Origin of the sequence: Serratia sp. CY40230 (assembly GCF_052168835.1) — a bacterium.
GTDB lineage: Bacteria > Pseudomonadota > Gammaproteobacteria > Enterobacterales > Enterobacteriaceae > Serratia > Serratia nematodiphila.
Window position 1 is genome coordinate 1158654 of record NZ_JBJNLX010000001.1, and the last position, 15522, is coordinate 1174175.

The window sequence follows — 15522 nt, forward strand, 5'->3', positions numbered from 1 at the left end:
TTACCCCGATAAAATGCCCGGCTGCTTGCCATCCGGCCACCGCCGGGCGGTCAATGATTACGACAACGGATTGTGATGGACTCTCTCGGACAACTCGCCAAAGACCTTTATCGTGGGCGCATCTCGCGCAAACCCTTTGTTTTTTCGCTGGCGATCTTCGCCGTTGGCATCGTGCTACTGTCGTTTCTGTCGACCTATCTGGATAAAAACCATTTTCGCGCCCATGCGCACGGCGATACCGAGGAATTCGTCTCGGTGCTGCTGTATCTGCTGTGCATCATGGTGTGGGCGCTGTTCTGTTTTGGCCTGGTGGCGTGGTTTATGGCCAAAACCGCGTTTCGGCTCAACGATATCGGCCTGCCCGGTTGGGCGCTGGCCGTGGCGTGCTATGTGTGTTCGGTGCTGAACAATTACTCTCCCGGCCCGGTGGCGCGCTGGCTGCCGCTGTTCAGTCTGGCGGGGATGATCTGCGCCCTGCTGTTGCCGCCGGGCGGGCTGCGCCGCAAGCCGGACGGCAACGCTGACGATTAACGCAGCTGCACCACCTTGTTCGCTGCCGGTTCGGCCGCCGTCAGCCTGCCGCTAACCTGGCTGATACCGCCGCCGCTGTTGTGGGACACCACGGCGATCGGCAAACGCCGCAACTGCCGGGTCAGCTCCGGCGTGATATAGCCGATGTGGGTGTTCTGTTGCTGTTTCCGCCAGCGGTCGGCCGCCCTGCGACGGGAGAAATACTGGTTGTATTTGGCCCAGGCGATCAGAGTGACGGCATTGAACAACGCCACAATGATATACAGCGAGATCACTTCCAGCAGCGACAGGGCGGAGCCCACCCCGTGCTGATCCATCACCGACATCAGGCCGCGGCTGAACAGATAAAGAAAGCCGCACCAGGCGAAAAGCGTCAGCAGGCTGTCTACCATGCGCGGCAGCAGGCCGCGCTCGGAATAAATCAGGACGTCCGTCATTCTTTGATCCTCCCAATGCCCCGGTCGGGGCTTATCCAGCGCGCACGCCCGCGCCGAGCTTTCAACATCACTTTGGAAAACGCCACCAGCGTGGTCAGCAAGCTGAGCAGCCAATACACCAGCGGATACCAGATGATCCAGAACAACGAGCGGCCAAAGCCCTTCTCATAGCGCTTCTCCAGCAGCAGACTGACGGTGAACTGCAGCAAGCACACCACGCCCAGCACCAGGCCGGTAAACGCCGGCGTCAGCAGCGAGTGAATGCGGATGCCCTCCGGCAGCGGTATCGCCAGTCCAACCAGAAAAATCAGCACGCTGACCAGGTAAGTGAACGCCCACAGCGTGGAGAGGCAATACTCGGCGAACAGCAGCCACATATGCCGGTGCTCCCAGGCCCACAGGTTGCGCAGATTCTTTAAAAACACCTCGGCGCCGCCCTGCGCCCAGCGCAGGCGCTGCTTCCATAGCCCGCGCAAGGTCTCCGGCATCAGGATCCAGCACAGCGCTCGCGGTTCGAAGAAGATAGCCCAGTGCTTCAGCTGCAGCTTCCAGCTGATGTCGATGTCTTCGGTGATCATGTCCTGGCTCCAGTAACCGACATCGGTAAGCGCTTGCTTACGAAACGCCGCGACCACGCCGGAGATGGTGAACAGGCGGCCATAAACGCGCTGCGTGCGCTTGATAAGGCCGATGATCGACGAAAACTCACCGACCTGGATGCGGCCGATCAGCGTGGAGCGCGTGCGGATACGCGGATTGCCGGTCACCGCGCCGACATGCGGATTGGCCAACAGCGGCGCCACCAAATAGGCTGCCGCATCGCGATCCAGCAGCGCATCGCCGTCGATGCACACCAGATACTCGCTGCGCGCCGCCGCGGCGCCCGCCTGCAGCGCGATCGCCTTGCCCTGATTTTGCGCCAGATGGATCACTCGCAGCCGGGGGAACTCCAGCGTCAACTGGTCCAACACCTCGGCGGTGTCATCGCTGGAGCCGTCGTTGATGGCGATCACTTCGATATTGTCATAGCGCTGCGCCATCGCCGCCGAAATGGTTTCACGCGCGTTCAACCCTTCGTTGAAACAGGGGATCAGCACGCTGATCGACGGGTTGCCCGGCAGCGCCGGCGCGGGCATGTCCGGGCTCCAGCGCCAATGCCGCTCGCGATGCAGCCAGAAATAGATGCCGCCGGCGATCCAGATGCCGGACATGAACAACGGCCAGAAGAACACGAAGTTGAGCAGCATTTCGCCGGTAAACAGCAGGACGATGCCGAAAGGCACGCTCAACACCAGACACAGGATAAATAAGGCAATTAAACGATCGGTCATGGCAGTGGGAACCAGGCTGAGGACAACACCGGGCGAACGGCGTCCAGCTTAGGCCGATCGTCGAGGAAGTTGTCGGGGTAATAACCAAAGCTCTGAGCGCCATTGCGCTGCAGGCGACGCATCCATTCGGCCAGCAGTTGACCGTCATCCAGGCTGATCCGGCGCTCCTTGCGCCAGTCGACAGCCTGCAACTCAAACACCGTTTTATCGAGCGCGCCGGGGTAAGCGGCCACTTTGCCCACCAGTTGATCCAGCCAGCGGCCGCTGTCGGCGCGCGGCACGTTTTCCATCAGCGGCATCGCCATCGGCGCTACCCAGTCGTAGGCCTGCAGGAAATCCGCTAAATTCTGGCCGAACCAGGCTTCACTGGCGGGATCGAGTACCGGCATCGCATAAATATTGCGCGCGGTTTGCACCTGCGGACCGCGGATCGCCCGCACCCGTTCGGCCAGCGACTGGGTAAAGTCGATCAGCGCCCGGCTCTTGAAGCGCGTCCAGCGCGCCATCGCCTGCGGATCCTGACGAATCGCCGCCACCGAATCGGCGAAGCCGGCCTGGCGATAGGCCGCAACGGCGTCGGGGCCGGCATCTTCGAAGTCCGACAGCAGCGCATCGTCGTGGAACAGGATCCCTTTGAAAGTGGCGTGGGCCGCCAGATCCTCGTAGATCTCACCGATGCGCTGGCGCGCCACCGGACTGAACGGCGACAGGCGACGATACTGCTTGTCGTCTACCGACAGCTGCCCGCTTTGCGGATCGAGGCGCTGTACGCGCGGCACGTCAGACCCCAGCTCGAACGCCAGCACCGGCATCCAGGCATACACGGCCACGCCGGTGCGCGAAGAGAGTTGCCAGGAGACCCGGTTAAACAGGTCGGCCTTCATCGGCAGCCAGCGGTTGGGGAAATAGAGCTCGCGCACGTTGCCGTCGCCTTTTGGATCGGCGAACGCCTGCAGGAAAACGGTATTGATGCGCAGGTCGTAGATGCGCTGGATCAGCTTGTCGAGGTTTTTGGCCTGCTGCTGCGGATCGGGATCGTAGAGGTAGTCGAGATCGACGTGCACCACCCGCATGATCTGCCGGTTCTGTATCTGCGTCAGCTGCTGGGCGAAGCTCGTCAGCGACGGATTGCCGGCCACCAGCATGCGCGGCACGTTCTCAGGCGCGTTGACGTCTCCCAGCCCGTTCTCCAGCGTCAGCGCCATGCGGTAACCGCGCTTGCGCGCGATATCCAGCGCCACGCCGCCGGCCGCACCGTACGGCCAGACCCACACGCGCGGCGCCTTACCGGTGGCGGCGGTGATGCGCCGGGTGATCAACGCCACGTCCTTCTCGATGCGTTGGCGGTATTCCGTCTCGCTTTCATAGCGGCCCTGCTTGGCGTCGTACAGCCGATTGGCGACCGCCGGTTCGGTATTGCCCTGCGGGTTGGCGATGCCGCCATAATGCGAGGCGTAGGTATGCGCGCCGATCTCCACCAGCCCGGAGTCCGACACTTCCCGCACCTGCTGCCAGGTGAGGAAGCGATCGCGCGGCGTCATCAGGCCGCCGAAATCGACCGGCTTGTCGGCCGGCGCATCCAGCCAAACGCCGACCGGCGCCAGCACCGCCGGCCAGTTGTAGGCCTTCAGCAACGGGAATACCCGGCTGTAGAAGCTGCGGTAGCCGTCGTCGAAAGTCAGCAGCACCGCCTTGTTCGGCAACGCCGGGCCGCCGTTCTGCGCCTGCAGGATCTGCTCGACCGACACCGGCTGATAGCCGTTTTGCTTCAGCCAGGCGAACTGTTCGTTAAGCGCGCTGGTGCGCACCGACATGTAGCGCTGGTCCGCCGCGCCGTCTTCCACGTCGTGATACGCCAGCACCGCGTAGCGGTTGGCCGGCCACGGGCGTTCCATTGGCCCCACGGTTCGCTCCGCCGGCGGCGTGAAGCGCGGTACGTCCGCCTGACTGCAGGCGGTGGTCAGCAACGCGGCCAGCACTAAAAGCGAGGATCGAATAAGCATGATGATTCCTTTAAAAACGATAATTCAGATCAAACGTCACGCCGATGTTCCGCTCGCGTTTGCCGTCGTACGGATGCTTCTCAAACTGCAGCATCACGCCGGCGTCCAGCACTCCGTTCCAGCTGACGCGCTGGCCGTAACCCAGCTGGGTGATCGGCTTGCGCGCATAGTCCCGCTGCCAATAGCTGCCGGCGCCGGCCTGGAACTGCTGGCTCCACTCGGTCTGATAATGGCGATACAGGGTGTGATCGAGCGTTAACGACGGCAGCAGCGTGAAGTCGCGCTTCGGGTTGTAATACGGCACGTTCTCCTGGCTGTTGCGGCTGCCGGACAGCGTCAGGTTCATGTCCAGCCGATAACGGGCGCCGGCGAGCAGCCGTTGCCGCCCTTCCAGGCCGTATTCCAGCCGGTTGTTGCCGTCCGAGAAGTGCGAAGGCGCCACGCTGGCGCGCAGCTCGCGGCTTTCGCTCTGCTGCCAACGCAGCCACAGGTTGCCGCCGTTGGCGCTGATGCCGTTGGTCAACGCGCGCAGCGGCGTCTCGGCCGACAGGCGCGCCACCGAACCGCCGAGGCGCCATTGATCATTCAGGTCATACCAGGATGAGAGGCGCAGGCCGAGCTCATTGCCGTGGCCGTAGTTGCGGTTGGCCACCTCGGCTTCCAGCCACAGATCGCGCGAGCGCCACTCGGCACCGGCGCTGAGATCGCGGTTGATGCCCTTGCCCTCGTCGAACTGGCCGGTGTTGAATCCCCAGCCGGTGAACAGCCGCCAGTTGTCGCCGATCGGCGGTGAATAGAGTGCGGCGTGTATGCCGAAATCGTGGCTGCCGCTGACCGGCCCGTCAGAATCGATGCCCTGATTGCCGCTGATGCGCAGTTCAGACATATGGTGAATGCGGCGCGAACGTTCAAGCTGCTGAGCGGCGACGCTTTCCGGCGCGCGCTGGATGACGTCGTCGGCCAGCAAATCCAGTTGGCGCCACTCCTGCAACGCCTGCGCGACATAGCCCTGCTGGATCTCCAACGGCAGGCTGCGCGGCTCCAGCCCTTCCACCTGTTTCAACTCCTCCTCGGCGCGACGCGGCCAGCCGCGCGCCAAATAAACGCTGGCCAAGGAGATGCGCAGACCCTGATTGCCCGGCGCCGTTCGCGCCAGATGGGTCAGCTGCCGTTCGGCCTCGGCCAGATCGCGTTGATAAACCCGCGACTGCGCCAGCAGCGATTGGCCGACCAGCCAATCATCGTTGTAGGCCAGCGTCGGCAGCTGGTACAGGTGGGTCGCGTAGGGATAGCGCTGGCTGACGCGCTGCGCCAGCAGCGCCGCCTGATCGATGCGTTCGTTCTCCGCCTGCGCGTAAAACAGATCGGTCTCGTCTTCGGCGGTCACCGCCTGCGGCGCGGCGGCGTTCAGCCGGCCGAAAATGGCCTGCGCCTTGTCCGGCTGCTGCAGATAGAGGTAGGCGGACGCCGCCCAGCGCTGCGCATAATCCGGCACCGTGCGCCCTTCCGCCTGCAAGGTTTGATACTCGCTCACCACGTCGGCCATTCGATAGCGCGCCAGCAGCGCGCCCAGGCGATCGACACGCGCCTGTTGGTAGCTGTCCTGCGCCTCCGGCAGCGGCCGCCACTGCGTCAGCAATTGGTCATAGCGCGCCAGCGCGCGATCGGCGATGACGAAACGTTCTTGTTCGCCGCGAGCATCGATAAACGACAGCCGCACCAGTTCGGCGGCTTCATCCGCCTGCAGGCGCCGCTGCTGCGCGGGCGGCAATGCCAGCCCCTGGCTTTCACGCAGCGCCGGATCCGCGACCCGATTCGCCGCCAGCAGCGTCACGTAATAAGCCTGAATACCGGTGTCGGACGGCGCCAGCGCGCGGGCATGAGTGGCGTTTTCCAGCGCCGCCCAGCTGCGGCCGGCGGCCTGGTCCACATAGGCGCGCGTCAGATACCACGTCGCCGGCTCCAGCAGCTTCTCCGCTTTGGCCGCCTCCGTTTGCGCCTGCGCATCCTGCCCGGCATCCGCCAGCGTCATCACATAGCCACGCTGTAAGCCGCCGTCGGCGGGAGCGAGCTGCAACGCCGTACGCCACAGGCGCAGCGATGGTTGCCACTGCTTCAGGTTGCGATAGGCGCGAGCCGCCGTCGCCAGACTGGCGCTATCCCGCTGCAGCGCGGCGCCGTCGGCACGCCAAAGCGCGACTACCTCTTCATCGTGGCCGGCCCACCCGGCCACCTGGATATAATCGGCTCGCTGCTGCAGGCTCAACCCCTCCTGAGCGCGCCGCTGCGATAAATACGCCAGCACCGGCGCGGTATCGCCCGATCTGGCCTGACGGATCAGCGCGTCATAGCGTTCATCCGCCAGCGCGGTGGCCGGCAGGGATAAACCGATAAACAGCAATGACGCCGCATATTTGGTGGCGTGGCGTTCGGTAAAGCGTAATGAACGCGAGTTAACTTTAGGCACGAGGTATTCCTTTAATCCGTGAGCTGCTGTCCTGGCAAAGTAGAAATGCGAGCAGGCACCCGAAAAGTCGGCTAGAGCCGCCGGGTAATAAGCATGGAGTAATGAATATTTCTGTCTGGCGCACGCTTAAATAGAATCGAATGCGCCTTTGCCTAAAAAGAGTATTTTATAAATCCGCCAATGAATACCGCAGCCAGGTGATATCTGCCTGAAACTGGAATTTCACAATTATCAACAAGTGAAATAACAAAAACTAAAATAATATAAATCAATAAGATAAAACACATTAATGACCAATATTCTTAATTTCACTCTTTCGTGTGAAATTGTATAAAAACCGGTGTGATATTTGATTTTAATTCTCATTATCACCGATCGACAGGAATATTAATCCAAACATCCAATTAAATAACCTGCCTTGTTGGAGAAAATAACAAGATTATTGTTAACACGAAAATTAAATTTGCCTGCTAATAATTATTCAATTCAATTTAAATTCTCCCACGGATACATTCATGCTGGCTATCTCCCGAGCATGCCGTCACAATAGCGCCTCATTCTGGTTTCAATCAGGGATTGCCATGTACAGCCACTACCCCGCCCATTACACCTTCGATAGCGACAGCGACGCCTGGCAGATCGGTTTCCACGACTTCCCCGAGTGGCAATCTGCCTGCTATAAACGCGAAGACATCGAGCTGGAAGCGCAGGAAAGCCTGCTGGCCGCCATCGCCGCCGCGATGGATGAAGGGCTGCCCCTGCCTGCTCCTTCCCCGCTGCAAACCGATGACTTGAGGGTACATCTGCCGGCGCTGGTGGCGCTGAAGATCGAACTGCACAACGCCATGCTGCGCAAAAACACCGGCAAAGCGGCGCTGGCGCGCAAGCTGGGTTTCAACGGCGGGCAAATGGAGCGGTTGCTGGATATCGGCTACGCCTCGAAGGTGGAAGCGCTGGAGCAGGCGTTGTATCTGCTGGGCTACGAAGTGCGCGTGACGATAAGTGAAGTTTGCCAATCAGTTAGCGGCAGGTAAGCGAAATATTATCCAAGGGGGCTAAATTTCCCCCGTTTTGCGCCGATATGATGGCTACCTAATCACTTGTCGCAACAACGAAGGCTAAAAATGGAGTGGAGTCGCCGTCATATTTGGGCCGTTATTCTGCTGTCTTGTCTCGTTTTTTGGGTCATTTTGGCGACCGGCATCAACGCCGTCGCCTGAGCGCCTGCCACCGTATTGCAATACCCGATTTTAAAGCCCGCCACACGGCGGGCTACTTCCTGTCGCTTGCTTATAAAAAGCGTTATAAAACAGCGCGCCCTGTTCAAAAAACAGCCTAAAATTGTGATCAAAAACACAGTATTGAAATCAGACCAGTATTGAGAGTACATTAGCGCCGATCCTGTCGCGGTTCGGATTTTACCTCACGGAGCATGAGGCGCGACAACCGGACAACCCGCGCTCGAGGACGTTGTTCTTTCGCTTGGAAGAATCCGCCCGACAAGCAGGTTGCCCATAAAATACTCAGCACAACAATCGGGATCATTGCTGGCGAGGACTCCAGACAGGAGTTGTTCAGTGAAATATTTTTTGATGGGCGTGTCATTCATGCTGGTTGCCTGGGTTGGCACCTTCATGTTGATGGTTGCCTGACAGCAGCCACACCAGGAACACAGGCAAAGGGACGCGCAAGCGTCCCTTTGTCGTTTCGGCTAGCGCTCATTTGCCCGGCATCATGCGGCGCAGGGTGTCGTCCTTGCGCAGGTAGTGGTGATACAGCGCCGCCAGCGCATGCGCGCCAATGATAAAGTAGCCAACGTTTGCCAGCGTCTCATGCACCGTTTTGACCAGCTTGCGCATCACCGGATCCGGCGTCACCCACTGCGGCATCGGCCAGCCCAGCAAAGACCACGATTTCCCGCCGTAGGCCAGGGTTAACATGCCCAGCAGCGGCAACATCAGGAAGACCACGTACAGCAGCCAATGGAAAATCTTCGCGCCTACCTCCTGCCACTCCTCCAGCGGAGGCGTGGTTGGCGGCGCAGCGTGGAAAGAGCGCACCGCCAACCGAATCAGCATCAGGGCAAAGACCGATACCCCAAAGTTGAAATGCAGATTTTTGACCATCGGCGCCCACGCCTCCGGCACCGAATCTTTCAGCAACATCGCCGCATAGGTGAGGATCACCATCAGCAGCGTCAGCCAATGTAAAACGATCTGCGATCGCGCGTAGCGGTTGCTCATACACTCTATCCAAAAAATAAAATTCAGCGTAGATGAGCATAATGGGGAAATAATGAAGAAAACCTTGGGACGGAAAAAATAAGGCCGGGCGAACGCCCGGCCTGACAGGGTTATTTGGCGCTGCCGGCTTTGCCCGGCTTCAGCAGCCCGTCCGCGCGGAACATCGCCTTGATGCCGCGCACCGCCTGGCGGATACGATCCTGATTCTCGATCAGCGCGAAGCGCACGTGGGTATCGCCGTAGTCGCCGAAGCCGATGCCCGGCGAGACGCAGACCTTGGCTTCCGCCAGCAGGCGCTTGGCGAACTCCAGCGAACCGAGGTGGGCATAAGGCTCGGGAATTTTCGCCCACACGTACATCGACGCCTTCGGGTTTTCCACCATCCAGCCGGCCTCGTGCAGCCCCTTCACCAGCACGTTGCGGCGCTGCCGATACTGCTCAGCGATATCGCGCACGCACTGCTGATCGCCTTCCAGCGCGGCGATGGCCGCCACCTGCAGCGGCGTGAAGGTGCCGTAGTCGTGATAACTTTTGATGCGCGCCAGCGCGCTGACCAGCTCAGGGTTGCCGACCATGAAACCGATGCGCCAGCCGGCCATGTTGTAGCTTTTCGACAGGGTGAAGAACTCCACCGCAATGTCTTTCGCCCCCGGCACCTGCATGATCGACGGCGCTTTCCAGCCGTCATAGACGATGTCGGCATAGGCCAGGTCGTGGATCACCAGCACGTTGTACTGTTTGGCCAGCGCCACCACCCGCTCGAAGAAATCCAGCTCCACGCACTGCGCGGTCGGGTTGGACGGGAAGCCGAGGATCATCATTTTCGGGCGCGGAATGGTTTCCCGAATGGCGCGCTCCAGTTCACTGAAGAAATCCACGCCGTCCACCAGCGGCACCGAACGCACCTGGGCGCCGGCGATCACCGCGCCGTAAATGTGGATCGGGTAACTGGGGTTCGGCACCAGCACGGTATCGCCGTGATCGAGGGTCGCCAGCATCAGGTGCGCCAGCCCCTCTTTCGAACCGATGGTGACGATGGCTTCGCTTTCCGGATCGATATCCACCTGATAACGATCGGCATACCAGCGCGAGATGGCGCGGCGCAGGCGCGGAATGCCGCGCGAGGTGGAGTAACCGTGGGTGTCGTCGCGCTGGGCGACGGCGCACAGTTTTTCCACGATGTGCGGCGGCGTCGGGCCGTCGGGGTTCCCCATGCTGAAATCAATAATATCCTCACCGCGACGGCGTGCGGCCATCTTCAGTTCGGCGGTGATGTTGAATACGTAAGGGGGAAGACGTTCAATGCGCGTAAAACGGCGCTGTGGACTGTTATCAGCCATAGGGGATTCCTCGATAAACGTTAGCGCCCGGACCGTCCGAGCGACGCTGGCCAGCGAACTGACCGAATATCGAACATAGCGCAGCGCCGGCGAGCTTGTCGATACCCGGCGCGATATTTTTATTTGCCGCCCTGAAACTCCGCCGCCAACAGCCCGAACAGCCAGTCGTCGCGCCACTCTCCCGCCAGGCGGAAATTATCGCGCAGCGTGCCTTCCAGCTGAAAACCGCACGACTCCAGCAGGCCGCGCGAGGCGAGGTTGCCGGAGGTCACGGTAGCGGTCAGCTTGTGAAAACCGCAGGCGTTCACCGCAAAATCCAGCACCGCCCGCAGCGACTCCTTGCCATAGCCCTTGCCCTGGCCGGAGGGCAAACTGCCATATCCCACCTCCGCCTGCCGATACGGCAGCCACTGCGGGCGAAAGCCGGTAATGCCCACCGCCTCCCCGCTGTGCTTCTCACGCATCACCAGACACAGCCACTGATCGCCGTGTTTGTCCCAGGCCGGCAGGCGCTCTTCGAACCGTGCGCGGATCTCCGCTTCGCTGCGCGGATCGGAGATGTAACGGATCACCTCGGGATCCTGGTAAAGGCGCAGAAACAGCGGCCAGTCCTCGGCGGTTATCGACTGTAAGTACAAGCGTTCAGTGACCAGCTTCATAAAATCTCCGAAAAACGAAAAAGAGGAACTTACGAATGAAAGATATCTCTTTATTTTCCCCGATTGGTTGCCGATAATCATTCACGTTAAAACTACAAAACCATAACGTCTTGCCCGATTCCCTACAACCGTCCGCCGCAGTGACTCACGCGGCACCAGGAGAACACCATGGCCTCTTTAGTCATCGACGATATTCCGCAGACGATCGTTAACGTCAAGCGCCAGCTGCGCCAGGCCTTGCCGAACTACCGCGAAGTTTTTCTGGCGCTGGAGGAGAACATCCGCGGCCAGGTCGACCAGATCCGCCGCGAGCTGGCCGCCGGCCATAATCCGGTGCCGCAGATCGACGCGGAAGATATCCTGCAGCAGCGCATCAGCGATCAACAGATAGCGCTGATCAAGCAGCGCGGCGCCTGCGCCATTCGCGGCGTGTTTCCGCGCGCCAAGGCCGAAGGCTGGAACCGGGAAATCGGCGACTATCTCGAGCGCAACAACTTCGTCGAGCGGTTGAAAAACGCTGCCGAAGACAACTATTTCGGCAAGCTGGCCGCCAGCAAGCCACAGATTTATGGCATCTATTGGTCAAAGCCGCAGGTCGAAGCGCGGCAGGATGCGCGCATGCATGCGGTGCAGGTGTTCCTCAACAGCCTGTGGGCCACCGAAAGCAACGGCAAGCAGCATTTCGATCCGACCCGCGTCGCCACCTACGCCGATCGCACCCGCCGCCGCCCGCCGAACTCCTCGTCGCTGGGCCTGTCGCCGCACGTCGACAGCGGCACCATCGAGCGCTGGCTGGACGAGAATTTCCGCTATGTGTATCGCCACGTGTTCTCCGGCGACTGGCAGCAGTACGATCCCTTTGCCGCCGACGGCCGCACCGAAGTGCGCGAAATAGCCTCCCCGGCAGTCTGCTCGATGTTCCGCACCTTCCAGGGCTGGACGGCGCTGACGCCGCAACGCACCAACGCCGGCACGCTGAACCTGGTGCCGATCGCCAACGCCATGGCCTATGTGTTGCTGCGCGCGCTGCAGGACGACGTCGCCGACGACGATCTGTGCGATGCGGCACCGGGCCGCGCGCTGTCGATCTCGGAAAAATGGCATCCCCTTTTATTAAGTGGGATTTCCCCTATTCCCGATCTGGAGCCAGGCGACACGGTATTTTGGCATTGCGACGTGATCCACGCGGTGGAGAACGAGCATAACGGCGAGTTCGACAGCAACGTGATGTACATCGCCGCCGCGCCGGGCTGCGCGAAAAACGACGCCTACCTGCAGCGCCAACTGCCGAGCTTTATCGACGGCAGAACGCCGCCGGACTTCGCTCCCGACGACTTCGAAGTGGATTTTGACGGCCGCGCCACCGTCGAGTTGCTGACGCCGCTGGGCAAAACGCAGCTCGGCATGCGCTGACCGCCAGCCTGAGCCACGGGCCTTTCTCGCTGTGGTATACTGCCGCCATCCGTAGGCCGCAGCGAGAACCCGTCGTGCACCCTTTTTTTGAAATGCTGTTGGCGGTGTTTGATCGCGCCGCGCTGATGTTGATCTGTCTGTTTTTTCTGACCCGCACCCGGCTGTTCCGCCAACTGCTGCAAAAAGAAGACCATACGCCGCTCGAGCTCGGCATCGTCACGGCGATCTTCTCGCTGTTCGCGCTGTTCAGCACCTACTCCGGCATCAACGTTGAGGGCTCGCTGGTCAACGTGCGCGTCATCGCCATCATGGCCGGCGGCATTCTGTTCGGCCCCTGGGTGGGGATCGTCACCGGCATCATCGCCGGGGTGCACCGCTATCTGATCGACATCGGCGGCATCACCTCAGTGCCCTGCCTCATTACCAGCATCATCGCCGGCATCAGCGCTGGCTACATCAACCTCAAGGTGAGAAAAGAGCAGCGCTGGCGCGCCGGCATCGTCGGCGGCATGCTGTGCGAATCCCTCACCATGCTACTGATCGTGCTGTGGGCCAAGCCGACCGAGCTTGGGCTCGACATCGTGTCGCAGATCGCGCTGCCGATGATCCTCGGCACGGTGTGCATCGGCCTGATCGTGCTGCTGGTGCAGAGCGTCGAAGATGAAAAAGAAGTGATCGCCGCACGCCAGGCCAAGCTGGCACTGGATATCGCCCACAAGACGCTGCCCTATTTTCGCAACATCAACAGCGAATCGCTGGCCACCATTTGCGATATCATCCGCCAGGACATCCGCGCCGACGCGGTGGCGATCACCGATACCCATCAGGTGCTGGCTTACGTTGGCGTGGGGCGCGAAGCCTACCCGATCGGCCGCGAAGGGCTAAGCCGCGTTACCCGCGAAAGCATTCGCCACGGCAAAATCATCATCAAAAACAACCTGGAAAACCCGGCAGCGCCGCAGATCCATTCGCAGCTGGTGGTGCCGCTGTGGGAAAAGGGCGAAGTGACCGGCGCGCTGAAAATTTACTACTGCCACGCTCACCAGATCACCAACACGCTGAAGGTGATGGCGGTCGGGCTGTCGCAGATCATCTCCACCCAGATGGAGGTTTCGCGCATCGAGCATCTGCGCCAGATGGCGGATAAAGCCGAAATGCGCGCGCTGCAGAGCAAGATTAACCCGCACTTCCTGTTCAACGCGCTGAACGCCATCTCTTCCTCCATCCGCCTGAATCCGGACACCGCGCGCCAGCTAATCATTAACCTGTCGCGCTACCTGCGCTACAACCTGGAGCTGAACGACGAACTGATCGATATCCGTAAGGAACTGCATCAGATTCAGGACTATATCGCCATCGAACAGGCGCGCTTCGGCGCCAAGCTGACGGTGATTTACGACATCGACGACGACGTCTCGGTGCGCATTCCGAGCCTGCTGATCCAGCCGCTGGTGGAGAACGCCATCGTGCACGGCATCCAGCCCTGCAAGGGTAAAGGGGTGGTGGTGATCGCGGTGAAAGATCAGGGCGATCGGGTGAAAATTTCGGTGAAGGATACCGGCCACGGCATCAACCAGGAAACCATCGACCGGGTGGCGCGCAACGAGATGCCGGGCCACAATATCGGCCTGCTCAACGTGCATCACCGCGTGTCGCTGCTGTACGGTGAAGGGTTGCATATCCGCCGCCTGGAGCCGGGCACCGAAATCGCGTTCTATATCAGCAAAAACGGCGGCAAGCTGCACCAGGAGCCGAGCGCGCCGTCGGTCGGGGAGGCCTCATGAAAGCCATTATCGTGGAAGACGAATTCCTCGCGCAGGAAGAACTCAGCTACCTGATCAAGAAACACAGCAATATCGATATCGTCGCTACCTTCGAGGACGGCCTCGACGTTCTGAAATACCTGCAAACCCACCAGGTCGACGCCATTTTCCTCGACATTAACATCCCGTCGCTGGACGGCGTGCTGCTGGCGCAAAACATCAGCAAGTTCGCCCATCGGCCATCGATCGTGTTCATCACCGCCTATAAAGAACACGCGGTGGAAGCCTTCGAGATCGAGGCGTTCGACTATATCCTCAAGCCCTATCACGAAGCGCGCATCGTCACCATGTTGCAAAAACTGGAGGCGCTGCACCATCGCCCCGCCGGCGCGGCGGAACCGACCAGCGCGCCGAGCCGCGGCAGCCACAGCATCAACCTGATCAAAGACGAGCGGATCATCGTTACCGACATCAACGACATCTATTACGCCGCCGCCGATGAAAAGGTGACGCGGGTCTATACTCGCCGGGAAGAATTCGTGATGCCGATGAACCTCACCGAGTTTTACGGCCGGCTGCCGGAAGAGCATTTCTTCCGCTGCCACCGCTCTTACTGCGTTAACCTGGCCAAGATCCGCGAGATCGTGCCCTGGTTCAACAATACCTACATTCTGCGGCTGAGCGATCTTGAGTTTGAAGTGCCGGTCAGCCGCAGCAAGGTGAAAGAATTTCGCAAGCTGATGCGCCTGTAAGCGCTTACCAGCGCGGGCCCGGACGGTAGTAATAGCCGGGCGGCGGCGGTGGCGGCATGCGGTAATGCGGCCGATCTCGCCAGTCGCGCCGCGGCGGGCCGTAGTAAATCACCCGTGGCGGCGGGCCGTAATAGTACCCGCGCGAACGTTCATACCGGTGATGATCGGCCCACCAGCGCGGATCGCGCCAGCGATAGCCGTCCCAGTAGTGGCCGCGATGATCGCGATCGCCGATATGCAACGACAGGCCCGGCACGTTCACGCCGATGGACACGTCGGCCTGGCTCGCCAGCGGCAGCGCCAGCAGCGCAGCCAGTAACAACAGCGTTTTTTTCATTTCATGGACTCCTGCAGAGCGGACCTCGTCCGATCGCAGATAACATAGTCCCGCGCTCGCCGCCGCTCTATAGGCGCAATGCCGATTTACGCCTTGCAGACGCATCCTTCACAATTTCACCACAATCGTTCACCGGCGATTAACAATAAATCGTTGATATCTTTGATGTAGATCACGTGTTACTCCCGGCATTTCACGCGCTTTTCGGCGTAAAAACGGCAACTCACGCCGTATAAAATGCATTTC

General features: G+C 60.5%; 14 protein-coding genes. 6 read left to right on the forward strand and 8 right to left on the reverse strand.

All coding sequences use genetic code 11. The annotated features are described in order from the left end of the window. Positions 1 to 75: 75 nt before the first annotated feature. A complete protein-coding gene (locus ACJ8IJ_RS05475) occupies positions 76 to 531 on the forward strand; it encodes a DUF805 domain-containing protein (protein ID WP_442518338.1) in 456 nt (151 codons plus the stop codon). Here ACJ8IJ_RS05475 and pgaD read toward each other — a convergent pair. From pgaD to pgaA, 4 genes are read right to left on the reverse strand one after another with little or no spacing between them, the layout of a single operon-like run. Beyond that, positions 528 to 968 carry a poly-beta-1,6-N-acetyl-D-glucosamine biosynthesis protein PgaD gene (pgaD, locus tag ACJ8IJ_RS05480; protein WP_016926824.1) on the reverse strand — a complete coding sequence of 147 codons (441 nt, stop codon included), beginning with the start codon at positions 966 to 968 and terminating at the stop codon, positions 528 to 530. The genes ACJ8IJ_RS05475 and pgaD overlap by 4 nt on opposite strands. Next, entirely contained in the window at positions 965 to 2299 is a 1335-nt protein-coding gene (gene pgaC / locus ACJ8IJ_RS05485; protein ID WP_015378640.1) for a poly-beta-1,6-N-acetyl-D-glucosamine synthase, read from the reverse strand. The genes pgaD and pgaC overlap by 4 nt, the downstream gene beginning before the upstream one ends. Further along, positions 2296 to 4302, reverse strand: coding sequence for a poly-beta-1,6-N-acetyl-D-glucosamine N-deacetylase PgaB (pgaB, locus tag ACJ8IJ_RS05490; RefSeq protein ID WP_442518339.1), 2007 nt, complete (start codon positions 4300 to 4302; stop codon positions 2296 to 2298). Before pgaB ends, pgaC begins: the two co-directional genes overlap by 4 nt. 10 nt (positions 4303 to 4312) lie before the next feature. Next, positions 4313 to 6769 carry a poly-beta-1,6 N-acetyl-D-glucosamine export porin PgaA gene (gene pgaA / locus ACJ8IJ_RS05495; protein WP_442518340.1) on the reverse strand — a complete coding sequence of 819 codons (2457 nt, stop codon included), beginning with the start codon at positions 6767 to 6769 and terminating at the stop codon, positions 4313 to 4315. 581 nt (positions 6770 to 7350) lie between these two features. Between pgaA and ACJ8IJ_RS05500 the strand changes: the two genes are divergently transcribed. Together ACJ8IJ_RS05500 and ypdK are read left to right on the forward strand one after the other, a co-directional pair. Next, positions 7351 to 7803 carry a hypothetical protein gene (locus ACJ8IJ_RS05500; RefSeq protein ID WP_280631342.1) on the forward strand — a complete coding sequence of 151 codons (453 nt, stop codon included), beginning with the start codon at positions 7351 to 7353 and terminating at the stop codon, positions 7801 to 7803. A 543-nt stretch (positions 7804 to 8346) separates the two neighbouring features. Continuing rightward, complete coding sequence (gene ypdK, locus ACJ8IJ_RS05505; RefSeq protein WP_099782600.1) at positions 8347 to 8421, forward strand: membrane protein YpdK; 75 nt, start codon at positions 8347 to 8349, stop codon at positions 8419 to 8421. A 66-nt stretch (positions 8422 to 8487) separates the two neighbouring features. On the opposite strand, the gene ACJ8IJ_RS05510 is transcribed toward ypdK, so the two are convergent. From ACJ8IJ_RS05510 to ACJ8IJ_RS05520, 3 genes are all read right to left on the reverse strand, one after another. Further along, positions 8488 to 9012: a cytochrome b gene (locus ACJ8IJ_RS05510; RefSeq protein WP_015378645.1), complete on the reverse strand. Its 525-nt coding sequence runs from the start codon at positions 9010 to 9012 to the stop codon at positions 8488 to 8490. A gap of 110 nt (positions 9013 to 9122) precedes the next feature. Further along, a complete protein-coding gene (gene alaC, locus ACJ8IJ_RS05515; protein WP_004936329.1) occupies positions 9123 to 10352 on the reverse strand; it encodes an alanine transaminase in 1230 nt (409 codons plus the stop codon). Positions 10353 to 10471: 119 nt separating this feature from the next. After that, positions 10472 to 11011: a GNAT family N-acetyltransferase gene (locus ACJ8IJ_RS05520; RefSeq protein WP_280631341.1), complete on the reverse strand. Its 540-nt coding sequence runs from the start codon at positions 11009 to 11011 to the stop codon at positions 10472 to 10474. Positions 11012 to 11179: 168 nt separating this feature from the next. Here ACJ8IJ_RS05520 and ACJ8IJ_RS05525 point away from each other — a divergent pair, with 168 nt between their 5' ends. The 3 genes from ACJ8IJ_RS05525 to ACJ8IJ_RS05535 all read left to right on the forward strand — a co-directional run bounded on the left by ACJ8IJ_RS05525 (position 11180) and on the right by ACJ8IJ_RS05535 (position 14939). Next, positions 11180 to 12424 (forward strand): DUF1479 domain-containing protein, encoded by a 1245-nt coding sequence (locus tag ACJ8IJ_RS05525; RefSeq protein WP_442518341.1) that lies wholly within the window; start codon positions 11180 to 11182, stop codon positions 12422 to 12424. A 92-nt stretch (positions 12425 to 12516) separates the two neighbouring features. Further along, on the forward strand, positions 12517 to 14208 hold the full coding sequence (locus tag ACJ8IJ_RS05530) for a sensor histidine kinase (protein ID WP_131165140.1): 1692 nt from the start codon (positions 12517 to 12519) through the stop codon (positions 14206 to 14208). Then, positions 14205 to 14939: a LytR/AlgR family response regulator transcription factor gene (locus ACJ8IJ_RS05535; protein ID WP_004936341.1), complete on the forward strand. Its 735-nt coding sequence runs from the start codon at positions 14205 to 14207 to the stop codon at positions 14937 to 14939. Before ACJ8IJ_RS05530 ends, ACJ8IJ_RS05535 begins: the two co-directional genes overlap by 4 nt. Before the next feature lie 4 nt (positions 14940 to 14943). On the opposite strand, the gene ACJ8IJ_RS05540 is transcribed toward ACJ8IJ_RS05535, so the two are convergent. Next, entirely contained in the window at positions 14944 to 15276 is a 333-nt protein-coding gene (locus ACJ8IJ_RS05540; RefSeq protein ID WP_033632450.1) for a DUF2502 domain-containing protein, read from the reverse strand. Positions 15277 to 15522 lie beyond the last annotated feature (246 nt).

Excerpts from the sequence above, each read along its gene's own strand:
- ACJ8IJ_RS05475 (WP_442518338.1), top strand. The coding sequence starts at position 76 with ATGGACTCTCTCGGACAACTCGCCAAAGACCTTTATCGTGGGCGCATC.
- pgaD (WP_016926824.1), bottom strand. The coding sequence starts at position 968 with ATGACGGACGTCCTGATTTATTCCGAGCGCGGCCTGCTGCCGCGCATG.
- pgaC (WP_015378640.1), bottom strand. The coding sequence starts at position 2,299 with ATGACCGATCGTTTAATTGCCTTATTTATCCTGTGTCTGGTGTTGAGC.
- pgaB (WP_442518339.1), bottom strand. The coding sequence starts at position 4,302 with ATGCTTATTCGATCCTCGCTTTTAGTGCTGGCCGCGTTGCTGACCACC.
- ACJ8IJ_RS05500 (WP_280631342.1), top strand. The coding sequence starts at position 7,351 with ATGTACAGCCACTACCCCGCCCATTACACCTTCGATAGCGACAGCGAC.
- ACJ8IJ_RS05510 (WP_015378645.1), bottom strand. The coding sequence starts at position 9,012 with ATGAGCAACCGCTACGCGCGATCGCAGATCGTTTTACATTGGCTGACG.
- alaC (WP_004936329.1), bottom strand. The coding sequence starts at position 10,352 with ATGGCTGATAACAGTCCACAGCGCCGTTTTACGCGCATTGAACGTCTT.
- ACJ8IJ_RS05520 (WP_280631341.1), bottom strand. The coding sequence starts at position 11,011 with ATGAAGCTGGTCACTGAACGCTTGTACTTACAGTCGATAACCGCCGAG.
- ACJ8IJ_RS05525 (WP_442518341.1), top strand. The coding sequence starts at position 11,180 with ATGGCCTCTTTAGTCATCGACGATATTCCGCAGACGATCGTTAACGTC.
- ACJ8IJ_RS05530 (WP_131165140.1), top strand. The coding sequence starts at position 12,517 with ATGCTGTTGGCGGTGTTTGATCGCGCCGCGCTGATGTTGATCTGTCTG.
- ACJ8IJ_RS05535 (WP_004936341.1), top strand. The coding sequence starts at position 14,205 with ATGAAAGCCATTATCGTGGAAGACGAATTCCTCGCGCAGGAAGAACTC.
- ACJ8IJ_RS05540 (WP_033632450.1), bottom strand. The coding sequence starts at position 15,276 with ATGAAAAAAACGCTGTTGTTACTGGCTGCGCTGCTGGCGCTGCCGCTG.